This window comes from Pseudomonas sp. GW821-FHT02C04 (assembly GCF_059421845.1).
The window spans coordinates 835764-857783 of sequence record NZ_JBWKVT010000001.1 but is presented as its reverse complement, the minus strand read 5'-3'; the positions used below and the strand labels follow the sequence as shown (position 1 = coordinate 857783).

Sequence of the window (22020 nt, the reverse complement as noted above, 5' to 3'; positions counted from 1 at the left end):
CGCGGCAGTATGCCACGATGGCTACACGGAAATATCCAGCCGTGCGATTTTGCCCTGCTCGTTGAGGCGAAAGGTGTAACGCAATTCCAGCGGGCTGCCGGGGAACGTCCCGGAGATCAGCCCTTGCACCAGCACTTTGCCGGTGCGCTGCTGGACGCCCAGCACCTCGACTCGTGGCTGATAGCGTCGGGCGGTGTCTTGCATCCAGTGGGCGATGGCCTGCGGGCCGACCTGATGATTGCCTTCATCGAACACGTGGGCATCCTCGGCAAAAAAACTGCCGACCCGGGTCGTATCGCGAGCGTTGGCGGCGTTGATGTACTCAACGATGGCCGGGGCGAGTATCGAGGTGGGATGGAACATGAGTGCAGCTCCTTTTTTTCGGGTTCTGTCGCCATCCTAGAACAGCCCTGCGTCAGTTTTTGTCAGGAGTGAAACGTCCGTTTTCGTCCAGTTGCATCTGCCGCTGCCAGGTGCGCAACAGGTCGCTGCGACGCCCCGGATAGCGCTCGCCCTGCAGGCTGGCCGCTGAGATCCGGTCGGTTCGGAACGTGCGATACGCGCTGCGCAATTCGCACCACGCCACAATGATCCGCACCTCGTTGAGAAACCCCAGCGCCAAGGGCCAGATCAATCGCTGGCTCGGCACCTGTTGTGCGTCGGCGTAATCGATGTGCAGCTTGGCCTGATCGCGGATCGCCTGACGAAACACATTCAACGGCACTGCGTTCTGCGGGAACCCATAACCGGGCGGCCCGGGCATGACCGTCGGATTGCGCATCGCCTCCTGAGCCTGGGGATCCAGCACCGCAGCGATTTTCGCCAAAGCGTCGGCTGCGGCTTTGCTCAGGACCTCGTCGCCACGCTGATCGACATAACGCAGGCCCAGAACAATGGCTTCGGTCTCGTCGGCGTTGAGCATCAGCGGCGGCAGAAACAACCCGCTGCGCAACACATAACCGATGCCCGCCTCGCCATGGATCGGCGCCCCGAGTGCGGTCAGTTCGGCGATGTCGCGATAGAGGGTGCGTTCGGAGATTTCCAGCTCGGACGCCAGCGTCGCCGCAGTGACCGGGCGTTTCTTGCCACGCAGCACTTGCAGCAGGGTCAATAGGCGAGTGGTTCGCGACACGGTGTGAGGCTCTGGGCAGAAATTTGCCGGAGCTTAGCAGAGCCTGGTGTCAGAAATTGTCAGGAGCTTTCACCAGGCTCAGAGCCGATCACGCGTCGACTTTGTGTCTGGCCGCGTACAGACACAGCATCTCCATGGCCAGGGTCGCCGCGGCCAGCGACGTCACGTCCGCATGGTCGTAGGCCGGGGCCACTTCCACCACGTCCATGCCCACCAGATTGATCCCGCGCAGGCCGCCAAGGATTTCCAGTGCCTGCACCGTGCTCAACCCGCCGCAGACCGGCGTCCCGGTGCCCGGAGCGAAAGCCGGGTCCAGGCAGTCGATGTCGAACGTCAGGTACACCGGGTTGTCCCCGACCCGCGCGCGAATGGCCTCGACAATCGCTTCGCAGCCCCGGCGATGCACCTGCCGCGCGTCCAGCACCTGGAAGCCCTGATGATCGTCATTGGTGGTGCGCAAACCGATCTGCACCGAGCGCGCCGGATCCACCAGCCCTTCCCGCGCCGCGTGCCAGAACATGGTGCCGTGGTCGACGCGTTTGCCGCCCTCGTCCGGCCAGGTATCGCTGTGCGCATCGAAGTGAATCAGCGACAGCGTGCCGTGCTTGCGCGCATGGGCCTTGAGCAGCGGGTAGCTGATGAAGTGATCGCCGCCGAAGGTGAGCATGGCGCTGCCGGAACTCAGGATGTGCTCGGCGTGGGCTTCGATGCTTTCAGGAATGGTGTGCGGCGAGCCGTAATCGAAGTCGCAATCACCGTAATCGATCACCGCCAGATGATCGAACGGGTCGAACGCCCACGGCCAGTGCCGTTCCCAGGCGATCCCGGTGGACGCCGCACGAATCCCGCGAGGCCCGAACCGTGCGCCCGGACGGTTGCTGGTGGCGGTGTCGAACGGCACGCCGCTGACCGCCACGTCGACACCGCGCAAGTCACGGCTGTAGCGCCGGCGCATGAAGCTGGTGATCCCGGCGTAGGTGCTTTCGGCAGCGGTGCCGTAAAGGCTGTCACGGGTCAGGGCCTGATCGTTTTGCATTGGCACGTCCATCGGTGTGCTCCTGTTGTTATGGAAGGCTATTGGCGGCTACGGAAAGTGGTCCACAAGCGTGTGCGCTGGCGCATGTCCTTGAGGCTCATGCTGTGATCGGCGTACAGCCGCTCGCGCACATCGGGTTTCGGGAAAATGTCCGGATCGTTGCGCACCGCTTCGTCCACCAGCGGCGTGGCGGCCTGGTTGGCGGTGGCGAAGAACAGCGTGTTGGTCAGCGCCGCCACGGATTCGGGGCGCAACATGAACTCAATGAAGGCCCGCGCGGCCTCCGGGTGCGGCGCGTCTTTGGGGATAGCCAGGTTGTCCTGCCACACCAGCGTGCCTTCCTTGGGAATCCGGTAGGCGACTTCAAACGGCTTGTTGGCCTTGCGCGCCTGATCGGCGGCCATGCTCGCGTCACCGTTGTACGTCAGCGCCAGGCACACGCTGCCGTTGGCCAGATCATTGATCTGCCGACCCGTGGCGACGTAGAGCACCGAGGGTTGCAACTTCTGCAGCAAGGCTTCGGCGGCAGCCAGGTCGCTCTTGTCGGTGCTGTAGGGATCTTTACCGAGGTAGTGCAGCGCCAGGCCGATCACTTCCTGCGGGGAATCGAGAATGGCGATCCCGCAGTCCTTGAGCTTGCTGGCGTATTCGGGCTTGAACAGCAGATCGAGACTGTTGAGCGGTACATCCGGCAGCCGCTGCTTGACCGCTTCGACGTTCATGCCCAGACCGAGGGTGCCCCAGGTGTAAGGCACGCCATAGCGATTACCCGGGTCGACGGCCGCGAGTTTTTCCAGCAGGTCCGGATCGAGATTGGCGTACCCCTTGAGCCCGTCGTGAGGGATTTCCTTCAATGCGCCGGCGGCCAATCCACGGGCCAGCACGCTGGATGACGGCACCACCACGTCGTAGCCGCTGCCGCCGGTAAGCAGTTTGGTTTCCAGCACCTCGGAGGTATCGAAGGTGTCGTAGCGCACGTGAATGCCGGTTTCCTTTTCGAAGCGCTGCAGGGTTTCAGGCGCCACGTAATCGGCCCAGCTGTAGAGGTTGAGCGTCTTGTCCTCGGCCTGGGCGGCGATGGAGACAGAGAGCAACAGCGCGGGTAAACACAGCTTGAACAAGGGAGCCATGACGAAACACCTGACCGGAGGAAGTGGTTGCAGGATGCGCCGTCGGATACATTGGAGAAATATCAAGTTTGTTAACCTGACTTTATGCCGGAGTAATGTGATGCTCGGTCAGCTCCACGATGTCGATTTGCAGCTGCTGCGCCTGTTTCTCGGGGTGGTCGAGTCCAATGGTTTCAGCGCTGCCCAAGGCGAACTGGGGCTTAGCCAGTCGAGCATCAGCCAGCAAATGGCCAAGCTTGAGACCCGTCTCGGCTATCGGGTGTGCAACCGTGGCAAGGGCGGTTTCAGCCTGACGCCCAAGGGCGAACAACTGCTGATTGCCGCGCGCAGCCTCTTTGATTCGATCGAAACCTTCCGTCATCAATCCAACGGCGTCGCCGGGCGCCTGATCGGCGAAGTGCGCCTGGGCCTGTCGGAGGCGGTCGATCAATCAGTGCTGCAACGGGTGGCCGAGGCGATCCGGCGCTTTCGCGAACGGGACGAATCGGTACGGATCGAACTGATCAGCGCCATGCCCGGCGAAATGGAGCGTCTGCTGCTGCAACAGCGGCTGGATCTGGCCATCGGTTATTTCTCCCAGGTGCAGAGCGCCTTTGACTACCGCGAACTGTTCAGCGAAACCCAGCATCTGTATTGCGCGCCCGGCCATCCGCTGTTCACTGACGATGCGCCCGATGACGCAGCGTTGCTGGCCTGTGACCGGGTCGATCACCCGTATCGGTTCCTGCGCAGTGACGAGCCGTTTCAAGGCAAGCTGTGTTCGGCGCGTTCGGAGCAGGTCGAAGGCACTCTCGCCTTCATTCTGTCCGGCAAGCACGTCGGTTATCTGCCCAACCATTACGCGCGCCAATGGCAGGACAAAGGCTTGCTGCGCCCGGTGCGCGAAGGCGAATTGAGCTTTGAAGTGGCGTTCCATCTGGCCCGCCATCGGGCGCAGGTGCCCGGCGATGCTCAAAAAGCGTTTGAGCAGGATTTGCTCTGCGCCTTTGGTCGAACCTGACCTTTTGGGCAGTTTTAATGCGTTGCCCTCGCTCCCCGCTTGCGGCATCCTGCGCACCCATTTTCCGACCCGGCCCCGCATTGCGGCACGCAAACCACCATGACCGTCTCTGAAAAAGCCCCGCGCAACAACGATTTGATCTACGGCCTCAACGACCGTCCGCATTTCACCGCCACGGTGTTTGCCGCGCTGCAACACGTGCTGGCCAGCTTCGTCGGCATCATCACCCCGACCCTGATCATGGGCGGCGCCCTCGGCCTGCAAAGCGAAATCCCGTACCTGATCAGCATGGCGCTGTTCGTTTCCGGCCTTGGCACCTTCGTCCAGGCCAAGCGTTTCGGCCCGGTCGGTTCCGGCCTGCTGTGTCTGCAAGGCACCAGTTTTTCGTTTATCAGCGTGATTCTCAGCGCCGGTTTCATGGTCAAGGCCCGGGGCGGTGGCACCGATGAGATCCTGTCGACGATCTTCGGCGTGTGCTTCTTTGCCGCGTTCATCGAAGTGGTGCTGAGCCAGTTCATCGGCAAGTTGCGCATGCTGATCACCCCGGTGGTGACCGGCACCATCATCACGCTGATGGGCCTGTCACTGATCAAAGTGGCAATGACCGACATTGCCGGCGGCTTCGGCGCAGCGGATCTGGGCGCCGCCAGCCATGTGTTCCTCGCGGCGCTGGTGCTCGGCACCATCGTCGTGTTGAACCGGGTCGACGTGCCGTTCCTGCGCCTGGGCGCGATCGTCATCGGCCTGACCCTCGGCTACGTGGTGGCGTGGCTCATGGGCACCGTGGATTTCGCCAACCTGCCCGAAGTGCCGGTGGTCAGCGTGCCGGTGCCGTTCAAGTATGGTTTCAACTTCGACTGGGTAGCATTCGTGCCAGTGGCGGTGATTTTCCTGGTGTCGCCGCTGGAAGCGGCCGGTGACCTGACGGCCAACTCGATGATTTCCCGGCAACCGGTGAAAGGCCCGCTGTACATCCGCCGAATCAAGTCAGGGCTGCTCGCCGATGGCCTCAACTCGGCCATGGCAGCGGTGTTCAACAGCATGCCGATGGTGACCTTTGCCCAGAACAACGGAGTGATTCAGCTCACCGGCGTGGCCAGCCGTTACGTGGCGTTCTTCATTGCCGGCCTGTTGGTGCTGCTGGGTCTGTTCCCGATGATCGGCGCAGTGCTGCAACTGATGCCGAAACCGGTGCTCGGCGGCGCAGAGCTGGTGATGTTTGGCACCGTGGCCGTGGCCGGGATCAAGATCCTCGCCGAGGCTGGCCTTCATCGGCGCAACATGCTGATCGTGGCGATTTCCCTCGGTATGGGCCTGGGCATTGCCGCCGTGCCGGAAGTGCTGCGTGAGTTGCCGCAGGCGCTGCGCAATATTTTCGAGTCGCCGATCACCGTTGGCGCGCTGTGTGCGATCGTGCTGAATATCTTCCTGCCGGAAGAATTCATCGAGCTGGAAGAAGATGACTTCGACCCGGAAGCCTCTATCCTTCAGGTCATGGAAAACCCCGACGTACCGGCCAAAGGTGAACCTGCCTCGGCGGCCGCTGTCGCACAGTTGAACCGTTGATCCTGTCCGCTCGATGAAAAAAGGGCTGATACCGGCAACGGTTCAGCCCTTTTTCAATGAGAGAGCATCAATGCGCCGTCTCCAAGCCGTCCTCCTGTCCCTGCTTCTGCTCTCCCTCAGCGCCTGCGCGCTGTTCCCCAATCGTGATCCGGTGAACATCAACGTGGTCGGCGTCGAACCGCTGCCGAGCCAGGATCTGGAAGTGCGCTTCGCCATCAAGCTGCGGGTGCAGAACCCCAACGAAACCGCCATCGACTACAACGGCATTGCGCTGGACCTTGACGTGAACGGTCATTCGTTCGCTTCCGGTGTCAGCGATCAAAGCGGTTCCATTCCCCGCTTCTCTGAAGCCATCGTCAGCGTCCCGGTGAGCATTTCGGCGTTCTCGGTGCTGCGCCAGACCCTGGGCCTGAGTCAGACCCAAACCCTCGACAACCTGCCCTATGTGCTGCGCGGCAAACTGGCGGGCGGTGTGTTTGGCACCATGCGTTTTGTCGACAGCGGCAAGCTCAGTCTGCCCAAGGCCAGTGCCGCAACCTGGTAAAAGTGCGGTAGCCTGCACGGCTCACTGACAGAAACAGGGAAGCCGCAGGTTTATGGAAGACACCCCCACGTTGTACACCGAACGGCTGATGTTGCGTCCGCTTGAACTGGCGGACGCCGAGGCCATCCAGCAGCAGTTTGCGCACTGGGAAGTGGTGCGTTATCTGAACGCCTTCGTGCCCTGGCCTTATCCGGACGACGGCGCCCTCACCTACCTGCGTGACATTGCGCTGCCGGCTGTTGCGGCGGGCAAAGAGTGGCACTGGACGATTCGCCTCAAATCGGCACCGGAGCAATTGATCGGCAACATCAGCCTGATGATCGGGCCGGACGACAACCGTGGCTTCTGGCTTGCCCCGGCCTGGCAGGGCCAGGGCTTGATGACCGAAGCCAGCGAAGTCGTCACCCGCTACTGGTTCGAAACCCTCGATCAACCGCTGTTGCGCGCACCGAAAGCCGCACCGAACCTTGGCTCGCGAAAGCTTTCGGAGCGCACCGGCATGCGCTTGATCCGCTCCGATGAGGACAACTTCGTCGGCGGACGTTTCCCACGGGAAATCTGGGAAATCACCCGTGAAGAATGGCGGCGCCGACAGTCCGTCAAACCGTGAAGCGCACGCCCGGTTTCGCCCGCTCATCGACGCTCAACTCGAACACATCGGGCCGTGCATAGTGTCCGACCACGTCGTAGTCGTAGCGGGCCCGCACCAGTTCATCGGTGTCGATCTCGGCGGTGAGCAATCCAGCTTCACCGCGCAGAGGCCCAGCGAGCACATCACCCATCGGCCCGACGATCACGCTGCCGCCGGCAATCAGCGGCCGGTCCGCCGGCCAGTTGGCGATCTCTACACCCAGTTCGTTCGGTGAAGCCTGGACCTGACAGGCGCTGACCACAAAGCAGCGCCCTTCATGGGCGATATGGCGCATGCTCACCTGCCACATCTCGCGCTCATCCACGGTCGGCGCGCACCAGACCTCAATGCCCTTGGCGTACATCGCCGTGCGCAGCAGCGGCATCATGTTTTCCCAGCAGATCACTGCGCCGAGCTTGCCGACCTGAGTGTCGAGCACCGGCAGCGTCGAACCGTCGCCCTTGCCCCAGATCAGCCGCTCGGTGCCGGTGGGCATCAGTTTGCGGTGCTTGGCCACCAGCCCCGCCTGCGGGTCGAAATACAGCGCGGTGCAATGCAAGGTGCTGCCCGCCCGTTCGATCACGCCGATCACCAGGTTGGCGCCAGTGCGCGCCGACAGCCCGGCCAGCGCTTCGGTTTCTGCGCCTGGCACATCGATGGCGTTGGCAAAATAACGGGCGTAAGCCTCACGCCCCTCGGGCAGGCGATAACCCAGTTGCGTACCAAAGCCCTCGCCTTTCGGATAACCGCCGAGCAACGCTTCGGGCATCACCACCAGCGCTGCGCCGGACTCGATGATCGCGCTTTCCCAGCTCAGGATCTGTTCCAGGGTGTCAGCCTTGCCACCGGGCAAAGCGCCGATCTGCAGGGCGGCAACGATTGATTTGGGCATGACGGTCACTCCGTGAAGTTCAGGTGTTGCTCATTCTCCGGCGCCACGGGATCATGAATAAAGCCCGACTCACTGCTGAATGATATGAGCCAAATGAATATCGCGACTGTCGATCTCAACCTGCTGAAAGTCTTCGAAGCGCTGCATGAAGAGTCCAGCGCCAGCCGTGCGGCGTTGCGTCTGGGTGTGACCCAGTCAGCGGTCAGCGCGGCTTTGCGCCGGTTGCGCGAGGTCTATGGCGATCAATTGTTCGTGCGCACTGGTCGAGGGTTGGCGCCCACGCTCAAGGCCAATCAGTTGAAGCCGGTGGTCAGCGATGCGCTGAACAAGTGTCGGCAGAGCCTGGCGATGGTTGATCCGACCGCCAACCACTACGAGGGCCGCTCGGTCACTGTGGGTCTGTCAGATGATTTCGAGATTGCTTACGGCCGACGCCTGATCGAAGAGATCGGCCATCGCGCACCGAAACTGCGCCTGATTTTCCGCCAGACCCACAGCCAGATCGTCGCCCGGGCCCTGATGGAGCGCAGCATCGACCTGGCGATCACCGCCGGCGGGTTTGCCGAGCGGCTGCTCAGCCGTCAGGTGTTGGGTGAAGGGGGTTACGCGTGTCTGGTGGACCCGGCGAGCCTTGCGCCCAGCCAGCAACAGATCAGTCTGGAAGCGTTTGTCGCCCGGGAGCACATTCTGGTGTCCTCGGGTGGTTTTATCGGGATCACCGATGAAGGGCTGGCCGCGTTGGGGCTGACTCGCCGGGTCTGCGCCTCGACCACGCATTTTGCGGCGTTGCCGCACCTGCTCAAGGGCAGTGCCAGTGTGGCGACCATTCCGACCCATGCGGCGCAGGCGATTGCATCACTCAGCGGGCTGGCACTGCTGCCCTGCCCGCTGGCGCTGCCACGCTATCCGATCGAACTGGGCTGGCGCACCAGTACCCAGATCGATCCGGTGGTGCTGAAGGTTCGCGAAGCGATTGTCGCCAGTTTCAAGACCGAATGATTACTTGTTGGCCGCCATCAGCCGGTTGACTTCACTGCGCACCATGTTGGCGAACTCCGGCGGCGACATGCCGTCCAGTTCGGCGCGAACGAATTCGGCCCATTTGCCCTTGCGCTTGGAGCGTTCGCCGAACAATCGCGCGGCTTCGCCCTTGGCTTTGCCCAGATTGTTCTGCCAGAGTTCGAACAGTCGGGATTTCTCGTCTTCCAGCGCAGCGCGCTCTGCGAGGGATTTGTCGGCCAGATTGAAACTCATGGGGAATTACCTGCTGCATGAAATGGCGACATCTTACACGCTGGACGGAAATCTCCGGCGCTGGTTTTTCTGCCGGATAGAAAATTGCTGCAACTTTTCAAGCCGCGCCACACTCCATTGTTCACTGTCCATTCACCTGCAAGGAGTCACCCAATGGCCCGTAAAAGCGCCGCTCAAGCCGCTGAAGACCAAATCAAGGATCAAGCGTTCAGCGAACTCCAGGCTCTGATCGAAGAGTCGGACAAACTGCTCAAAAGCAGTGCCTCACTGGTCGGCGAAGAAGCGGAGACCCTGCGCGGACAAATCGCCCTGAAATTGCAGCAGGCGCTGGATTCGGTGTCCAGCGTGCGTGACCGCACCAAACCGGCGGTGGACGCTACCGAGAGCTACATCGGCGGCCACCCGTGGCAGACCGTGGCGATTTCCGCCGGGTTCGGTCTGGTGGTCGGCCTGTTGCTCGGCCGACGCTGAACCCGGTGAAAAAAAAGGCGAGTCCTGTGCTCGCCTTTTTCATGTCCGGTAAATCGTCATTCGCCCGCCAGTTCACGCAACTGCGACAGGGTCTGCCCGTCCAGCACAATGCCCTCGGCCAGTGACCTGGCCCGCTGCAAATGCCGCCGATCACCCGGCAAACGCTTGAGCCCTACCCCATGCATCTGCCTGACCAGTTCCTGACTGCGTTCGGCAAAACTCTGCCCCGAGGTCTTGCTCGGATCGATCACGATCAGCAACTGACCGGTCCATGGGGTCTTGGCCCCGGGATGGTTCTTCCAGTCGAACTCGAACGAGAAATTGCCACCGGTCAGCGCGGCGGCGAGCAGCTCCACCATCATCGACAGCGCCGACCCCTTGTGTCCGCCAAACGGCAGCAACGCCCCGCCTTCGAGAATCGCCTTCGGGTCGCAGGTCGGCTGGCCCAGGCTGTCCACGCCCATGCCCGCCGGCAGTTTTTCGCCTTTGCGTGCAGCAATCTGCACGTCGCCATGGGCGATGGCGCTGGTGGCCAGGTCAAATACGATCGGCGCACCGTCGGCCCTTGGTGCGGCGAAGGCGATCGGGTTGGTTCCGAACAGTGGTCGGTCGGCGCCGTGGGGCACCACGCAAGTCATGCTGTTGACCACGCTCAGCGCCACCAGTCCTTCGTCGGCGAAAGGCTCGACGTCCGGCCATAGCGCGGCGAAGTGATGGGAATTGCGGATCGCCAATATCGCGATCCCGGCACTGCGGGCCTTTTCCACCAGCAGTGGACGCGCCGCCGCCAGCGCAGGTTGGGCAAAACCGTTGCCGGCATCGACACTGACAAACCCTGAAGCCACGTCCTCGACCTTCGGCACGGCCTGGCCGTTGACCCAGCCGCTGTTGAGGGTCGAGACATAACCGGGAATCCGGAATACGCCATGACTGTGAGCACCGTCCCGCTCGGCATTGGCGCAATTGGCGGCCAGTGTTCTGGCGACTTCGGTCGAGGTGCCGTGACGGGTGAAAATCGTTTCCAGCAAGTGAGTCAGCTCGTCCAGGGACACCGTGGACGAGACCGCATGATCGTGTGGCGCAGACATCTGAAGCTCCAGAATAATTATTGGAGGGAACAACAGCGAACGAACAACCCGCGAAGGGATTAATCATGGCTGGCCGGTTGCCTGTCAACCCCGCAATATTTATCTACCACCTGTGCTGCCAGCCCCCGCCCTAACCTCGAGCCTCGACCTACCCGTGCGTATCAACGCGCCCCCGAGAGACTCGACGATGTCAGCCCCTACCAAACCCTTGCTGTTCCCCGAAGTTTTCGACTCCCCCGGGCTCTGGACCGAGCTGGGCAAAACCCATGGCCTGTCCGAGCGCGACTTCCGATGGCTTGCCCATGCCAAACTGTCTTCCGACAGCCTGCGCAGCCAGCAAACGCCGCCGATGCGCGCCGAGCGCATCCTGCTCAACGTCGGCAGTGAGACACCCCTGCCGCTGCCAGGCGCCTTTATCCTCAGTGAGACGCCTGACGATAAAAGCCAGATCCTCTACACCGTGTATGACGGCATCAAGAAGTACCACGACCGAGCCGCCCTGAAGCAGCAGCTTGAGCGACGGCTGAACAACACTGACGACCAGGACAATCTGCTGGCGTTTCTGTCGTTGCCACAGCGTAAACGGTTGCTCGACGCAGAAAAGATCTCACTGACAACCCACAACATTGATGGCGATATTTTCGAGCAGCACAGCGCGCCCCTCAAACAGGGCCAGCTATTGAATGCGCAGGCCATGCGTGCAGAGCTGGAGAAACTGCCGACGCTCACGCACTTACTGGAAAGCATTCTCGATGAGTTGCTCAAGCCCCATTTCGGCACCCTGCAGCAAAGCCGTACACGCGTCAGTTTCTACACGGTGGATGACCCCGTCACCGCCGCTGTCGCGGCACCGGTAAAGCATTGGCTCGACTCCATGAGCCTGAGCGACGCGGTCTTGCTGCATTACCGGTATCAGCAGTGGCCGACCGCCGCGCTGCGTGACTTCGCCAATCCCGATAGAACCGCCGCCAAAGGCGATCAGGCGCAATGGGAAGACGCCGTCACACATGTGTCCGGCAAGCTGCCGGCACTGCTGTTTCGGCAGCTTGAACAGTACTGGATTGCGCCCTCAGCCGACGGTTCATCGCGCCGTACGTTCTTCGCCGATGTGCTGGAGGATCAGGCGCGTGCAGAATGGATGGTCAAGCGCGAAAGCGGCGTTCTCGATGCGCAGCAGTTCAACGCATTGCATCAGTTGATACGGCCCGCCGCGGACGGCTCCATTCGCCCACTGACAGAGACCGTGCGCCTCTGGGAGCACGAAGCCAATTACGTCGAATTGGCGGGCTCGCTGATGATCAGCGGCACCCACGCGTTCCTCTACACGCCCGCACAAGGCCTGCAAGTGCTGACCGATTACAACGATCTGAAACAGACGTTGCAGAGCAAGTTCATGGCCAAGGGGCACGAAGACGAGCTCTACGGCCTGCTCGGCCTGGACGAACGCCAGCGCTTTCTGGGCTTCGATCAACCGCAGGTGTCGGGTGACCGGATCAGCGGCGAACTGTTCAGGATCCTCTTTGAATCGATCATCACCAAGCAGCGGCAAAACATCGAGTATGCCTTGCAGGTGTTTCGCCACAGCGATGGCGCGGTGAATCTGCACGCGCTGTTCGACAAGAGTCTGGACATTCGCTCGATGATTTCCGAGCGGTTGCGCGAGCTGGACAGTGCAGGACGCTGGAGCACGCACCCGGTGCTGTCGGGCGATCAACAGCCGTCCCTGGTTTTGGCGGACAAGGCGCTGGCGGCCATCAAGACGTTCAGCAGCATTGAGGGGCCACTTGCAGAAAGATTCAAGACACAACCCATGGCAACCCAGGAGGCTCAGCGCCCGTTTCTCGAAAGCCTGAAATCAAGCCTTGCCCATGCCTGGTTTGTCGGGGTGACCGGCGAAGCCCGCCTGCGGGCGCTGGACGGCAGCCTGCCGGCCTCGGCGCAGGCGATCGTCAACACCGTGATCAATCCTGACCTGCCCACGCGCGCGCTACGGCAGGCGCTCGAGGGTTTTCGCCCGGACGCCTATGCGCTCACCCTTGAATCCGTCGGTGCGCAGAGTCTGCTTTCGCTCGCCCATTGTCTGCTGATGACCGAGCGCGGCGGGCTCGACGTCCAGCACTCCGGGCGCGCGGTCTTGTGGACTCCCGCGCTCGGGCTCGAGGTATTCGACAGCGTCGCCGTTGCCCGGCGCATGCTCGACCAGCGCTTGTTGCATAACGTGCAGCGCTTGTCGTTGCTGGAAAACATCCTGCCTGCGCAGTACCAGCCTCATCGACGCTACACCTTGGGAGCGTTTCAATTCATCGAACACAACGTGCTGCACAACCGCATGCAATCGACCATCGAGCATTTCCTCGGGCGCTGCGAACAGGTGCGCACGCGCATCAAGGATCCTGCCCGACGCAACAAAGCGCTGGCGAAGCTGCGGGAGTCGACTGTTCACACCAACCTCAAACTGGCGACCGCCCATGCCCAGGCAATCGCCAGGCAACAGACCTATCCAGCCTGGCTGGGTATGGCGCCGGTCGCGGAGCAGAAACTTCACGTCGAACTGATGGAGCAGTGGCGCCAGAGTGTCGTCGACGACAAGGATTACCTGACAGGTATTCCGACACTGGTCAGCCATGTCGAGCAGACCTTGAAATCACTGCTCGACAGTCGTTTCCCCAAGAGCCAGCTCAATCCGTATCACATCCAGTTAACGCCCAATCTGACACTGGCCGGCCCTTCCCGAAACCTGGTCGAGTTTGCCCTCAATCACATCAATATCGCACAAGGCACCGGTTTCAAGGTCAGCTCGAAAACCACCAACGCCTTACCGGCCGGTCTGGACCAGAGCGCTGTCCGACAATTGCTGCTGTCGCTGGCAATCCCGACCACCTACAGCGACAGGATCAGCGATGCACTGTCGACCACAACGGTTACCGGTCTTGCCCGTCAGCAGATTTTCTTCCGTCAGGTGCCCTGGCAGTTGCTGCAACATGCCCACGCACTGAAGCTGCAGCAGCATTTGTCCGAGACCGCTTTCAGTTACATCCGCCAGGTCCTCGACATGCCAGACGCCATCGCACGCGCCGCCGTCGCCGGTACACATGCCATGGTGTGTCCGCTGTCCCTGTTCAAGACGGCCAAGGCCAGCGCAGTCGAAGCGTGCGGACTGTATGTGTTGGCACCGGGCACCGGGCACAAGGGACCGCTGGTGCTCTATGCGCCTTATGCCGAGCAGGCGTTCCACGAGTTCACCGATGAAAAGGGCCTGATCGCCGCCTTCAATATTCCGGGGCTCCTGCAAAACCTGCTGCTTCGTCGCTTGCCACAATCGCAGCAAGCGACGTTCCGCAGTCTGTTCGCGGCCACACTCGGGCAGACCAGCGAAATCTCTCTCGACTACAGCCCGATTGGCGGCAACCTGCTGGAGCGCCTGTTTCGCGACAACCTCGATGTGTTGAAGCAGATGCTCGGCTCGCAGAAAGACAGCGACGGGCAATCCGACTGGGAAAACGCCAAAGTCCTGTTCAGTGATGAGATCAGACAGGTCACGGACATGCTGCAAGGCAAGCTCGCCTGTGGGCGTTTTCTCTGGCAAGCCTACGACGACTTCAAGGACTCGGCCGAGGCCCTGCAGAATCATCATTGGAAAAAGGCGCTGAAGTCGTTTATCGAGGGTGCGGAGCAAATGGTGCAAGTTGGCCTTCTGCCGGAAATGTCGGCCGAAAGCGCGGTTGCCAGCGACGCCGGCGAGCAGGCGGCCCAAACAGGTGTTGAAAAGATTGTGGCCCCCAGCCTGGCCGAGATCGAATCGACCTCACCACGACGTACGATCCTGCAGCCTTTCGAAGCGACGGACGTTGAGCTCAAGGATCTCACCTACAGTGCGACTCAAGGCGTCTACCAAAAGTCATCGAACAACCGTAGCTATGCGGCGGTTGACGGCAAGGTGTACCGGGTCGTCAAAAACGGTTCGGCCTGGCAACTGGCAAAAGATGAAGAGCGCGGCCCGATGCTGTTCAAAAGCGGTTCACGGATGGTGCAGGTCACGCACGGCCAGACCGTTCATTACGGCAAAGCCTTCTCCAGAATGGTTGAGCGCAGCAAATACACGCACATGCGCCGCACGATGCTCAACATCGAAGCGCAGGGTATGGAAGAAATCAGTCGACGCAACCCTGAAAAAGCACGGACGTTGGGGCGCGCGGTGGCGCTTGCCCGGGACTATGCATTCAACTGTCTGCATAACCTGGCGATTCTGGACATCAACACTGTTCCTGGTGGACGGGTCAACCGGTTTCTCATTGAGTTCTTTGATGTTCCACAAGTCACACCCCATATTTTGAAGAAGATCTCAACGGCAATCGTACCGCTGTGTAACGCACTGGTGGATCCGAATGATGACTTGCTCAACACCGACCGCTTCATCGTCGGCTCGACCAAATGGTTCCACGATGTGATCGCTTTTGTGCTCGACGGCGATCAACAGAGAAAAGTGCATTTCACCCAGCATTTTTTCGACCAGGGCCTGGAGGAATATGCCCCTGTCGTTGCGCAAGGTTTTGATATTGATGGCCACGCACAGGCCGAAACCTTGCTTCACGAACTGGCCCATCAAATCTGCAACGCCTGGGACATTGCAACGTTACGGGGACGAGAACCCTTCAGCGACGTCATATCACCCGTCTCCCCCACGGGTGCGAGGCTGCTGCAAGACCTGCAGGACGAACGAAGAATGGGCCTGTCGCTGGCCACGCCTCGGGCGCAACTGTTTGCGGAGTGGATCCCGGAACGGTCGGCCTGGATCGACTTCGACAGAATCGAGGAAAAAGGTACGACCAGTGCAGAAATCCTCAGGCTGACCAACAGCACCACCATCAACGAAGCGCGCAATGCCTTCCTCGATCAACAATCATCGGATGCGCGAGTCGATGTCATCTTGCACAATGCCGACTCGATCGCCCTGCTGATCTGCGAAGTCGGCCGGCAGCTGGATCCTGTTCCGGCGCCGTGACCCCTATGTGCTTTTGATCATTTTTTCACTCCATTTATGGATAGTGCTCACCGAGCGTCCTGGTTTAAGGGCGTGTGAGTGAAAAATAAGTTCCACTTTGATGGGCAATTGCCATGACGGATGTTCTCGGCACCTTGCCCTCAAGGTTAGAATGCTGGAAATCAGGACGAGTCAATGACCCAGAACACCCTCTCCGAAGCCGAATACGATGCGATCACCGATGCCGCTGCGCATTGGTGCATGCGCCTGCACGCCGTCGACTGCACCGCCGAGGAACGGCTGGCGTTCGAGCAATGGCGCGATGCGCATCCGCTGCACGCGTTCGAATACGAGGCCATGCTGGAGATCTGGGATGTCGCCGAACACCTGCCGCGCCCGGAGCCTGCGGCGGTCGTACCGATCCGCCCACCGGCCCGGACCTGGCGTCAATATGCGGTAGCAGCGTCCGTTTGCGCGCTGGCGTTGCCACTGGCAGCCTGGACGGGATGGAATCTCGGCTGGCTGCCCAACAGCTATCAGCATTTCGCGGCCACCGACAATGTCCGCCACGTCACCCTGGGCGATGGCAGTCAGGTCGAGCTGAACCTCAATACCGATCTGACCTTCAGCAATTACAAGGACGAGCGCCGTGTCACCCTGAAAAAGGGTGAGGCCTTTTTCGAAGTCAGCCATGACCTGAGCCATCCGTTTATCGTCAGGGCCGGCGAAGGCAAGATTCGCGTCACCGGCACCCGTTTCAACGTCTGGATGTATGAAGACCAGGTGAAGGTCAATCTGGTCGAAGGTTCGGTGCTGGTCACCAGCAACACTCAGTTATCCGGCGATGGCCTGCGCCTCGGCCCTTCGATGCAGGCGCGCTACAAACACGGCGATTACATGCCGCAAATCAGCCAGACCTACGCCAACGACACCTCGCTGGCCTGGCGCAGCGGCAAGTTGATTCTCGACAATCTCGCGCTGAACGAAGCCCTGCCGCTGATCAACCGTTACCTGGACAAACCGCTGATGCTGGCCGATAGCGCCACGGGATCGATCCGGGTCGGCGGCATCTACAACATCAAGGAGCTCAACAGCTTCGCCGGCTCGATGCCCAAAGTCCTGCCGGTGTTCATCACCCGCAACAAGGACGGCAATCCAGTGATCAACCCGATGCCGCAGCAACCGCCAAAAAGCTGAAGGCCGCCCCTTTTCGGGGGCGGCCTTCAATGGTTGTCGCAACATCCTGACGACTGATTATTGCGCCGCCACTTTCCCCGTTTTATCCAGTTCCTCACGCACACTTTGTACCTGATACTGCGGATCGGCCTTGATCTGCTGTTCGGTGAACGGCAACGCGCTCCACTGTTTCTTCGAGAAGGCTTCAGTCTGATCCCGCGAGTATTTCGACGCCGGATCGCTGGACAGCGAGAACGCGAGCAGGCCCTGAGCGTGCGGCCCCTTATCGTCGAACGTCACCACTTGCAGGTAACTGGTCCCGCTGACGACCTCAAGCTTGCCGTCTTCACGCGGCACGCTCTGAATCGCGTTATAGATACCCAACGTGCCCGGCCCGCCATGAATCGGCGTCTGCTGACCGCCACTGCTGACTACCTGAACATCACCCCAACGGGTTTGTGCGGTCAGGCCCATTTTGCTGGCCGATTCGGCTGACGCCAGCATCGCTTCGCGCAATGCCTTGGCCACTTCGGGCTTGTCAGTCGCCAGTCCGCGCGGGGTGTGCTGCGCGTCCTTCGGATCGAACGCCACACGCCAGACATCCGGCGATTCCTGCAAGGCTTGCATGATGTTCTGGAAATGCACCAGGCCCATTCCCGAATCCAGGTTGGCTCGACCGTCCCAGGCCTTGAGACCGCTGCACACCGATTTCAATGCGGCCTCGGCGCCGGTTGGCGAGGCACAGAATTTCAGCAGATCCGGCAGCACCTGAGCGGCCAGAAACACCTGATCATCCATCACCATGTGTTGCAGGTCCTGCACCGATACCGATCCTTTTTTGCTCAGGGTCGCCAGACGATCCAGTGCAAAACGCGAGCGCAGCCCCAGTGGCTGGCCCTCCTGGCTGATCAGCGGCGAGAAACCGGTCAGCGGTTGCGCCGGGTTGGCCAACCATGCCGAATCGTTGGAGTGCTGGACGAAGTCCTTGCGCAGCAATTGCGGTAGTTGGCTGGACGCGTAGATGCCTTTTTGCGCGGCTTGCGGATCGATGTCCCAGGCGCAGGCGCTGTTGGAGCCGTCGAGCACGATCATTTTCAGACCGATACGCGGATCACTGCACTTGGCCAGTTTGTCGGCACTGACGTTCGGTACCACCGACAGGTTCATGTACAACGTCTGACCCTTGTCATCCACCGCCAGGGTGTTGACCCACGGAATGCCCTGGATCTTGTGCACCGAATCCTGCAGATCCTTGAGGTTGTCGGCGCGGTTCATTGCGTACCACTGCGTCAACACCCGGTCGTTGTCGAGGTTGGCATCGCGCAGGCTGTAGGCGTACTGATGGTCCCAGTCGAGCTTGCCGGGCCACTGCACGATCGGACCGAACGGCGAGCTGTAGATGTCACGCGATACCGGCATCACCTGCCCGTCCGCCTGTTTGACCTGCACCGTCACCGTTTGCTTGTTCATCGGCAACGATTGGCCATCGAGCATATAACGGGTCGGATCTTTCGGATCGAGTTGCAGGCGATACAAAGTGAAGTGCTTGGACGAGTCGACCGTGTGAGTCCAGGCCAGGTGCTGGTTGAAACCGATGTTGATCATCGGCAGCCCCGGCAGCGCCGCGCCCATCACATCCAGTTTGCCGGGAATGGTCAGGTGCATCTGATAGAAACGCATGCCGCCGACCCACGGAAAATGCGGGTTCGCCAGCAACATTCCACGGCCGTTGAAGGAACGCTCGCTGCCCACCGCCACCGCATTGCTGCCACGGTCCAGGGCGAAGCGTTGCAAGCGTACGGCGGCGAGGTCATAAGCGCGGGCGTGATTTACGTTTTGCGCAGTGGCTTGCGGCGGTGTGGCGCCGGCCAATGCCTCGGCGAACTGACCGACGCCGCCCTCGACCAGCAAGCGGCGCGTCAGCTTCACCAGGTCTTCGGCAGCAATATCGCGCACCCATTCACCCTGGCACTGTTGCGGCAAACCCTGCTGGCGACGCTCGGCCAGATAACGGTTGTAACCGGCGGCATAACCCTGCACCAGATCACGGACTTCGACCGGCTGCGCCTGCCAGAAGGCATTCACCGCTTGCGGGGTATTGAGCCACTGGAAGAACACATCACTGACGCGGTTTTCGCGCTCTTCGACGGTGAGCTGATCCGGCCCGAAGTAGCGCGAACGTTCGCCGTTGACGGTCACGATTTCGTTGGCCAGCAGGCACAGATTGTCCTGCGCATAGGCATAACCGATGCCGAATCCGAGGCCGCGTTCGTTTTCCGCGCGGATATGCGGCACACCAAAATTCGTGCGACGGATGTCGGCTCCGGCCTGGGTGGAAGGACTGAATGCATGCGCCGACAGACTCAGCCCGAGAAACATGCCGGCAAGGGTCAGTCCGGTTAACTGCCTGGAAATAATCACGCTCGCTCCTGATCGAAATACCAAGAGCGCAGCCGCGCACCGAATACGTGCATAGCGGCTACGCCCTGAAATCACCCACGCGTCCACGCGCAATGAGCCTTTCCAGAAAACGAAGCCGGGGGAAAAAATTTAGTCTGTCGCCAGCCCGTTTCGGGCCCGGATCACGGAGAAAAGACGAATCAACGACAAATTTTCTACATTTTTCGCTTCATGATTTGTCGGGCTGATACGTCTTGTTTAGAGAGAGCACCCGTAACCCTTCCTGATCAGGCTCTGAAAAGGAGTAATCGCATGTACAACCCGCAACTACCATCGGACGGTAGCCAGGCACCACAAGGAGCTTCCATGGGTTCGCACGCCAGCGTCTTCGGACAACGAGCCGAGCGCCACGGCAATGAACGTATTCGACTGCTGCTCAAGAGCTTCGGCCTGCGCACCAGCCTGATTCGCCTGAAAGTCATCGATGCCTTGCTGGTCGCCGCCCAGAGCGAGCGCAGTCTGGGTGTGCGCGGTGTCCACAGCCAATTGCTGGAACTGGGCATTCCGCTGTCTTTTCTCAGCGTGCGCGAAGTGTTGAAGCGCCTGTGCGCCGAAGGCGTGATCACCTTCAACGCCGACAAGAGCTACAGCCTGCATCCACAGGCTGCCGCCGTCCTCAATAGCGATTGAGCCCCTTCTGGAGCGCCGTCAGGGTTTGACCTTGCGGCGCATCACCCCGTTGATCACCACCACGACCACCGCCACGCCAATGGCGATGTACTGGAACACTTTTTCGCTGATCATCCCGGCGTTCTGCATCCAGGACAGGCCGAACATGATCGCCAGTACGGTGAGGGCGATCAGAATCGAGTATTTCAAACGTTGCGACTGAGTCATTGCGAATTCCTGAAACTTTGAAATGTATCGGGTTTGTATCGGCTTTCATGCCATGGGCATACCGTGTCACGGGGATGCGCCGCTGCAAACGGGGTCTCATGTTACAGCCGATGAAGAGCTTTGGCTCCATGCGGCGTTAACCATGAGGACTTTTGAAATGCTGCGTCGAATCACCTGGCTGATTCCTGTATTGGCGCTGCTCACGCTGAGCGGCTGTATCATTTTCCCCCACGGCGGCTGGCATGGCGACCATCGCTATTATGGCGCGCCCGGCCCAGGCTACTACCAACATCGGTAAGGCTGACATTTGAACGACACTGATAGCCACCTTTTCAAATGCAACAATTGATTGAACGCCCGTAAAAAATGCCCACGAGGATGTGGGCATTTTCCGTATATATCCCTCCTCAAGATGTCGGACGTTTCGCCCACAGCAGTCAGTAATCCGCCTTCGGCAATACCCTGCAAACCTGCGACATACCACGTCGCAGCAACAACGTAGGAATACGCCACCTCCCGCCCCTACCCTTTGCGCTCTCCCCTTTGAAGGCCATGGAAGCGCATGCAAAGAACACTCATCGATATCCCGCCGCTAAAAACCCTTGGCTTCTGCCTGGCTATCACGCTGTTCGAGTGGCTGACCTACATGGCCAGCGACATGATCATGCCGGCCATGCTCAACGTCACCGCAGACCTTGAGGCCGATCCACGTCATATCCCCAACGCGTTCAACCTGTACCTGATCGGAGGCGTCTGCCTGCAATGGCTGATCGGACCACTGTCCGACCGGTTTGGCCGGCGCCCCTTGTTGCTCATCGGCTGTGCGCTCTTTGCGATGACCTGTCTGGCTGCGATCGCGACGCCCGGCATTGAAGCCTTCAATGCATTACGGCTTCTGCAAGGCATGGGACTGGGATTCGTGGTGGCTGTCAGTTATCCCGCGCTCCAGGAAGTGTTCTGTGAGGCGGATGCCGTGCGGCTCATGGCGCTGCTGGGTAACGTTGCGCTGCTGTCGCCGCTGCTTGGCCCGTTGTTTGGCAGCCTGTTACTGGAATGGCTGAGCTGGCGCGAACTGTTCCTGGCCCTGAGCCTGGCTGCCGCCATCACGTGGATCGGACTCTGTGCGTGCATGCCAGAGACGGTCGGGGTTGCCCGCCGTGATGGAGGTCAGCAAGCGCCCATTCCCTTTTCTTTTCACCAGATCATCAGCCGCTACCTGGCATTGCTGCGCAATCGCCGGTTCATCGGCATCTGTCTTGCCCTGGGTCTGATGAGCCTGCCGTTGATCGCCTGGATCGGGCTCGCGCCGCTGTTGTTGGTCCAGTTGCTGGGCCAGACCACCCGCGAATACGCGCTGTGGCAGATTCCGGTGTTCTCGGCGGTCATCGTCGGCAACCTCATCCTCGATCGACTACTGGCTTCAAGGGATCTGCCGCAATTGATTCGCCTGGCGCTCTGGCCGTTCTGCCTGGGCTTGCTGACCTTGATCGCCACCGCAGTGAGCAGCCTGTCCCTTGCGGGGTTGATGACCGGCCTTGCGCTGTACGCCGTGGGCCTGGGCATGAGCAATGCCGCGCTGTACCGGCTGGCACTGTTTTCCAGCGATGACAGCAAAGGTCTGGTGTCTGCTGCGATCGGCATGATTTCAATTGCCGTGATGGGTGTCGGTGGTTCGCTGATCGCCGCCATCGGCGGCGGCACACGTCTCGAATCCTTCGCCATCTGGGCGGCGCTGGGTGGTCTGCTCAGCCTGCCCCTGCTGTACCGGTTTCTGCCACACGTCCCGGCCGACACAGCTTCTTCAACATAACGACAAGGACGC

At 60.6% G+C, this 22020-nt stretch carries 20 protein-coding genes; 11 read left to right on the top strand and 9 right to left on the bottom strand.

The genetic code is table 11. The features are described from left to right. Positions 1-21 precede the first annotated feature (21 nt). The 4 genes from AC07VV_RS03985 to AC07VV_RS03970 form a co-directional block, all read right to left on the bottom strand. Positions 22-363: a nuclear transport factor 2 family protein gene (locus tag AC07VV_RS03985; RefSeq protein ID WP_096820302.1), complete on the bottom strand. Its 342-nt coding sequence runs from the start codon at positions 361-363 to the stop codon at positions 22-24. Positions 364-415: 52 nt separating this feature from the next. Further along, positions 416-1132 carry a helix-turn-helix transcriptional regulator gene (locus AC07VV_RS03980; RefSeq protein ID WP_096820301.1) on the bottom strand — a complete coding sequence of 239 codons (717 nt, stop codon included), beginning with the start codon at positions 1130-1132 and terminating at the stop codon, positions 416-418. Positions 1133-1220: 88 nt separating this feature from the next. Beyond that, complete coding sequence (gene speB / locus AC07VV_RS03975) at positions 1221-2180, bottom strand: agmatinase (RefSeq protein WP_064381781.1); 960 nt, start codon at positions 2178-2180, stop codon at positions 1221-1223. Between the two features lie 26 nt (positions 2181-2206). Next, positions 2207-3298, bottom strand: a complete 1092-nt coding sequence (locus tag AC07VV_RS03970; RefSeq protein WP_495035379.1) for a polyamine ABC transporter substrate-binding protein — start codon at positions 3296-3298, stop codon at positions 2207-2209. 100 nt (positions 3299-3398) lie between these two features. On the opposite strand from AC07VV_RS03970, the gene AC07VV_RS03965 reads away from it, so the two are divergent. The 4 genes from AC07VV_RS03965 (at position 3399) to AC07VV_RS03950 (ending at position 7018) form a co-directional block, all read left to right on the top strand. Next, positions 3399-4298, top strand: coding sequence for a LysR family transcriptional regulator (locus AC07VV_RS03965; protein WP_495035378.1), 900 nt, complete (start codon positions 3399-3401; stop codon positions 4296-4298). Between the two features lie 99 nt (positions 4299-4397). Next, positions 4398-5864, top strand: a complete 1467-nt coding sequence (locus tag AC07VV_RS03960; RefSeq protein ID WP_495035377.1) for a nucleobase:cation symporter-2 family protein — start codon at positions 4398-4400, stop codon at positions 5862-5864. A gap of 70 nt (positions 5865-5934) precedes the next feature. Continuing rightward, positions 5935-6408 (top strand): LEA/WHy family protein, encoded by a 474-nt coding sequence (locus AC07VV_RS03955; protein ID WP_495035376.1) that lies wholly within the window; start codon positions 5935-5937, stop codon positions 6406-6408. 52 nt (positions 6409-6460) lie between these two features. Further along, positions 6461-7018 (top strand): GNAT family N-acetyltransferase, encoded by a 558-nt coding sequence (locus tag AC07VV_RS03950; RefSeq protein WP_495035375.1) that lies wholly within the window; start codon positions 6461-6463, stop codon positions 7016-7018. On the opposite strand, the gene AC07VV_RS03945 is transcribed toward AC07VV_RS03950, so the two are convergent. Then, positions 7008-7931 carry a carbon-nitrogen hydrolase family protein gene (locus tag AC07VV_RS03945; protein ID WP_495035374.1) on the bottom strand — a complete coding sequence of 308 codons (924 nt, stop codon included), beginning with the start codon at positions 7929-7931 and terminating at the stop codon, positions 7008-7010. The genes AC07VV_RS03950 and AC07VV_RS03945 overlap by 11 nt on opposite strands. An 84-nt stretch (positions 7932-8015) precedes the next feature. On the opposite strand from AC07VV_RS03945, the gene AC07VV_RS03940 reads away from it, so the two are divergent. Further along, complete coding sequence (locus AC07VV_RS03940) at positions 8016-8930, top strand: LysR family transcriptional regulator (RefSeq protein ID WP_495035373.1); 915 nt, start codon at positions 8016-8018, stop codon at positions 8928-8930. Here the strand turns inward: AC07VV_RS03940 and AC07VV_RS03935 are convergent, their stop codons facing one another. Continuing rightward, the gene (locus AC07VV_RS03935) at positions 8931-9185 is read right to left on the bottom strand and encodes a hypothetical protein (RefSeq protein WP_007957535.1); all 255 of its coding nucleotides are present in this window, start codon (positions 9183-9185) and stop codon (positions 8931-8933) included. Between the two features lie 153 nt (positions 9186-9338). Between AC07VV_RS03935 and AC07VV_RS03930 the strand changes: the two genes are divergently transcribed. After that, complete coding sequence (locus tag AC07VV_RS03930) at positions 9339-9656, top strand: ElaB/YgaM/YqjD family protein (RefSeq protein ID WP_495035372.1); 318 nt, start codon at positions 9339-9341, stop codon at positions 9654-9656. A gap of 56 nt (positions 9657-9712) precedes the next feature. Here the strand turns inward: AC07VV_RS03930 and AC07VV_RS03925 are convergent, their stop codons facing one another. Continuing rightward, positions 9713-10744 (bottom strand): Ldh family oxidoreductase, encoded by a 1032-nt coding sequence (locus AC07VV_RS03925; RefSeq protein WP_495035371.1) that lies wholly within the window; start codon positions 10742-10744, stop codon positions 9713-9715. Positions 10745-10931: 187 nt separating this feature from the next. On the opposite strand from AC07VV_RS03925, the gene AC07VV_RS03920 reads away from it, so the two are divergent. Continuing rightward, on the top strand, positions 10932-15746 hold the full coding sequence (locus AC07VV_RS03920) for a dermonecrotic toxin domain-containing protein (RefSeq protein ID WP_495035370.1): 4815 nt from the start codon (positions 10932-10934) through the stop codon (positions 15744-15746). Positions 15747-15920: 174 nt separating this feature from the next. Continuing rightward, positions 15921-16922, top strand: a complete 1002-nt coding sequence (locus AC07VV_RS03915; RefSeq protein WP_495035369.1) for a FecR family protein — start codon at positions 15921-15923, stop codon at positions 16920-16922. A 57-nt stretch (positions 16923-16979) separates the two neighbouring features. Here AC07VV_RS03915 and pvdQ read toward each other — a convergent pair whose 3' ends face one another. After that, positions 16980-19322 (bottom strand): bifunctional acylase PvdQ, encoded by a 2343-nt coding sequence (gene pvdQ, locus AC07VV_RS03910; protein ID WP_495035368.1) that lies wholly within the window; start codon positions 19320-19322, stop codon positions 16980-16982. Between the two features lie 291 nt (positions 19323-19613). On the opposite strand from pvdQ, the gene AC07VV_RS03905 reads away from it, so the two are divergent. After that, a complete protein-coding gene (locus AC07VV_RS03905) occupies positions 19614-19991 on the top strand; it encodes a fe2+ zn2+ uptake regulation protein (protein WP_085731113.1) in 378 nt (125 codons plus the stop codon). Positions 19992-20009: 18 nt separating this feature from the next. Here AC07VV_RS03905 and AC07VV_RS03900 read toward each other — a convergent pair whose 3' ends face one another. Then, positions 20010-20198 carry a hypothetical protein gene (locus AC07VV_RS03900; RefSeq protein ID WP_096820288.1) on the bottom strand — a complete coding sequence of 63 codons (189 nt, stop codon included), beginning with the start codon at positions 20196-20198 and terminating at the stop codon, positions 20010-20012. Between the two features lie 157 nt (positions 20199-20355). Between AC07VV_RS03900 and AC07VV_RS03895 the strand changes: the two genes are divergently transcribed. Then, on the top strand, positions 20356-20496 hold the full coding sequence (locus AC07VV_RS03895) for a hypothetical protein (protein ID WP_170929569.1): 141 nt from the start codon (positions 20356-20358) through the stop codon (positions 20494-20496). Positions 20497-20760: 264 nt separating this feature from the next. Further along, positions 20761-22008, top strand: a complete 1248-nt coding sequence (locus AC07VV_RS03890) for an MFS transporter (protein ID WP_495035367.1) — start codon at positions 20761-20763, stop codon at positions 22006-22008. Positions 22009-22020: the final 12 nt, after the last annotated feature.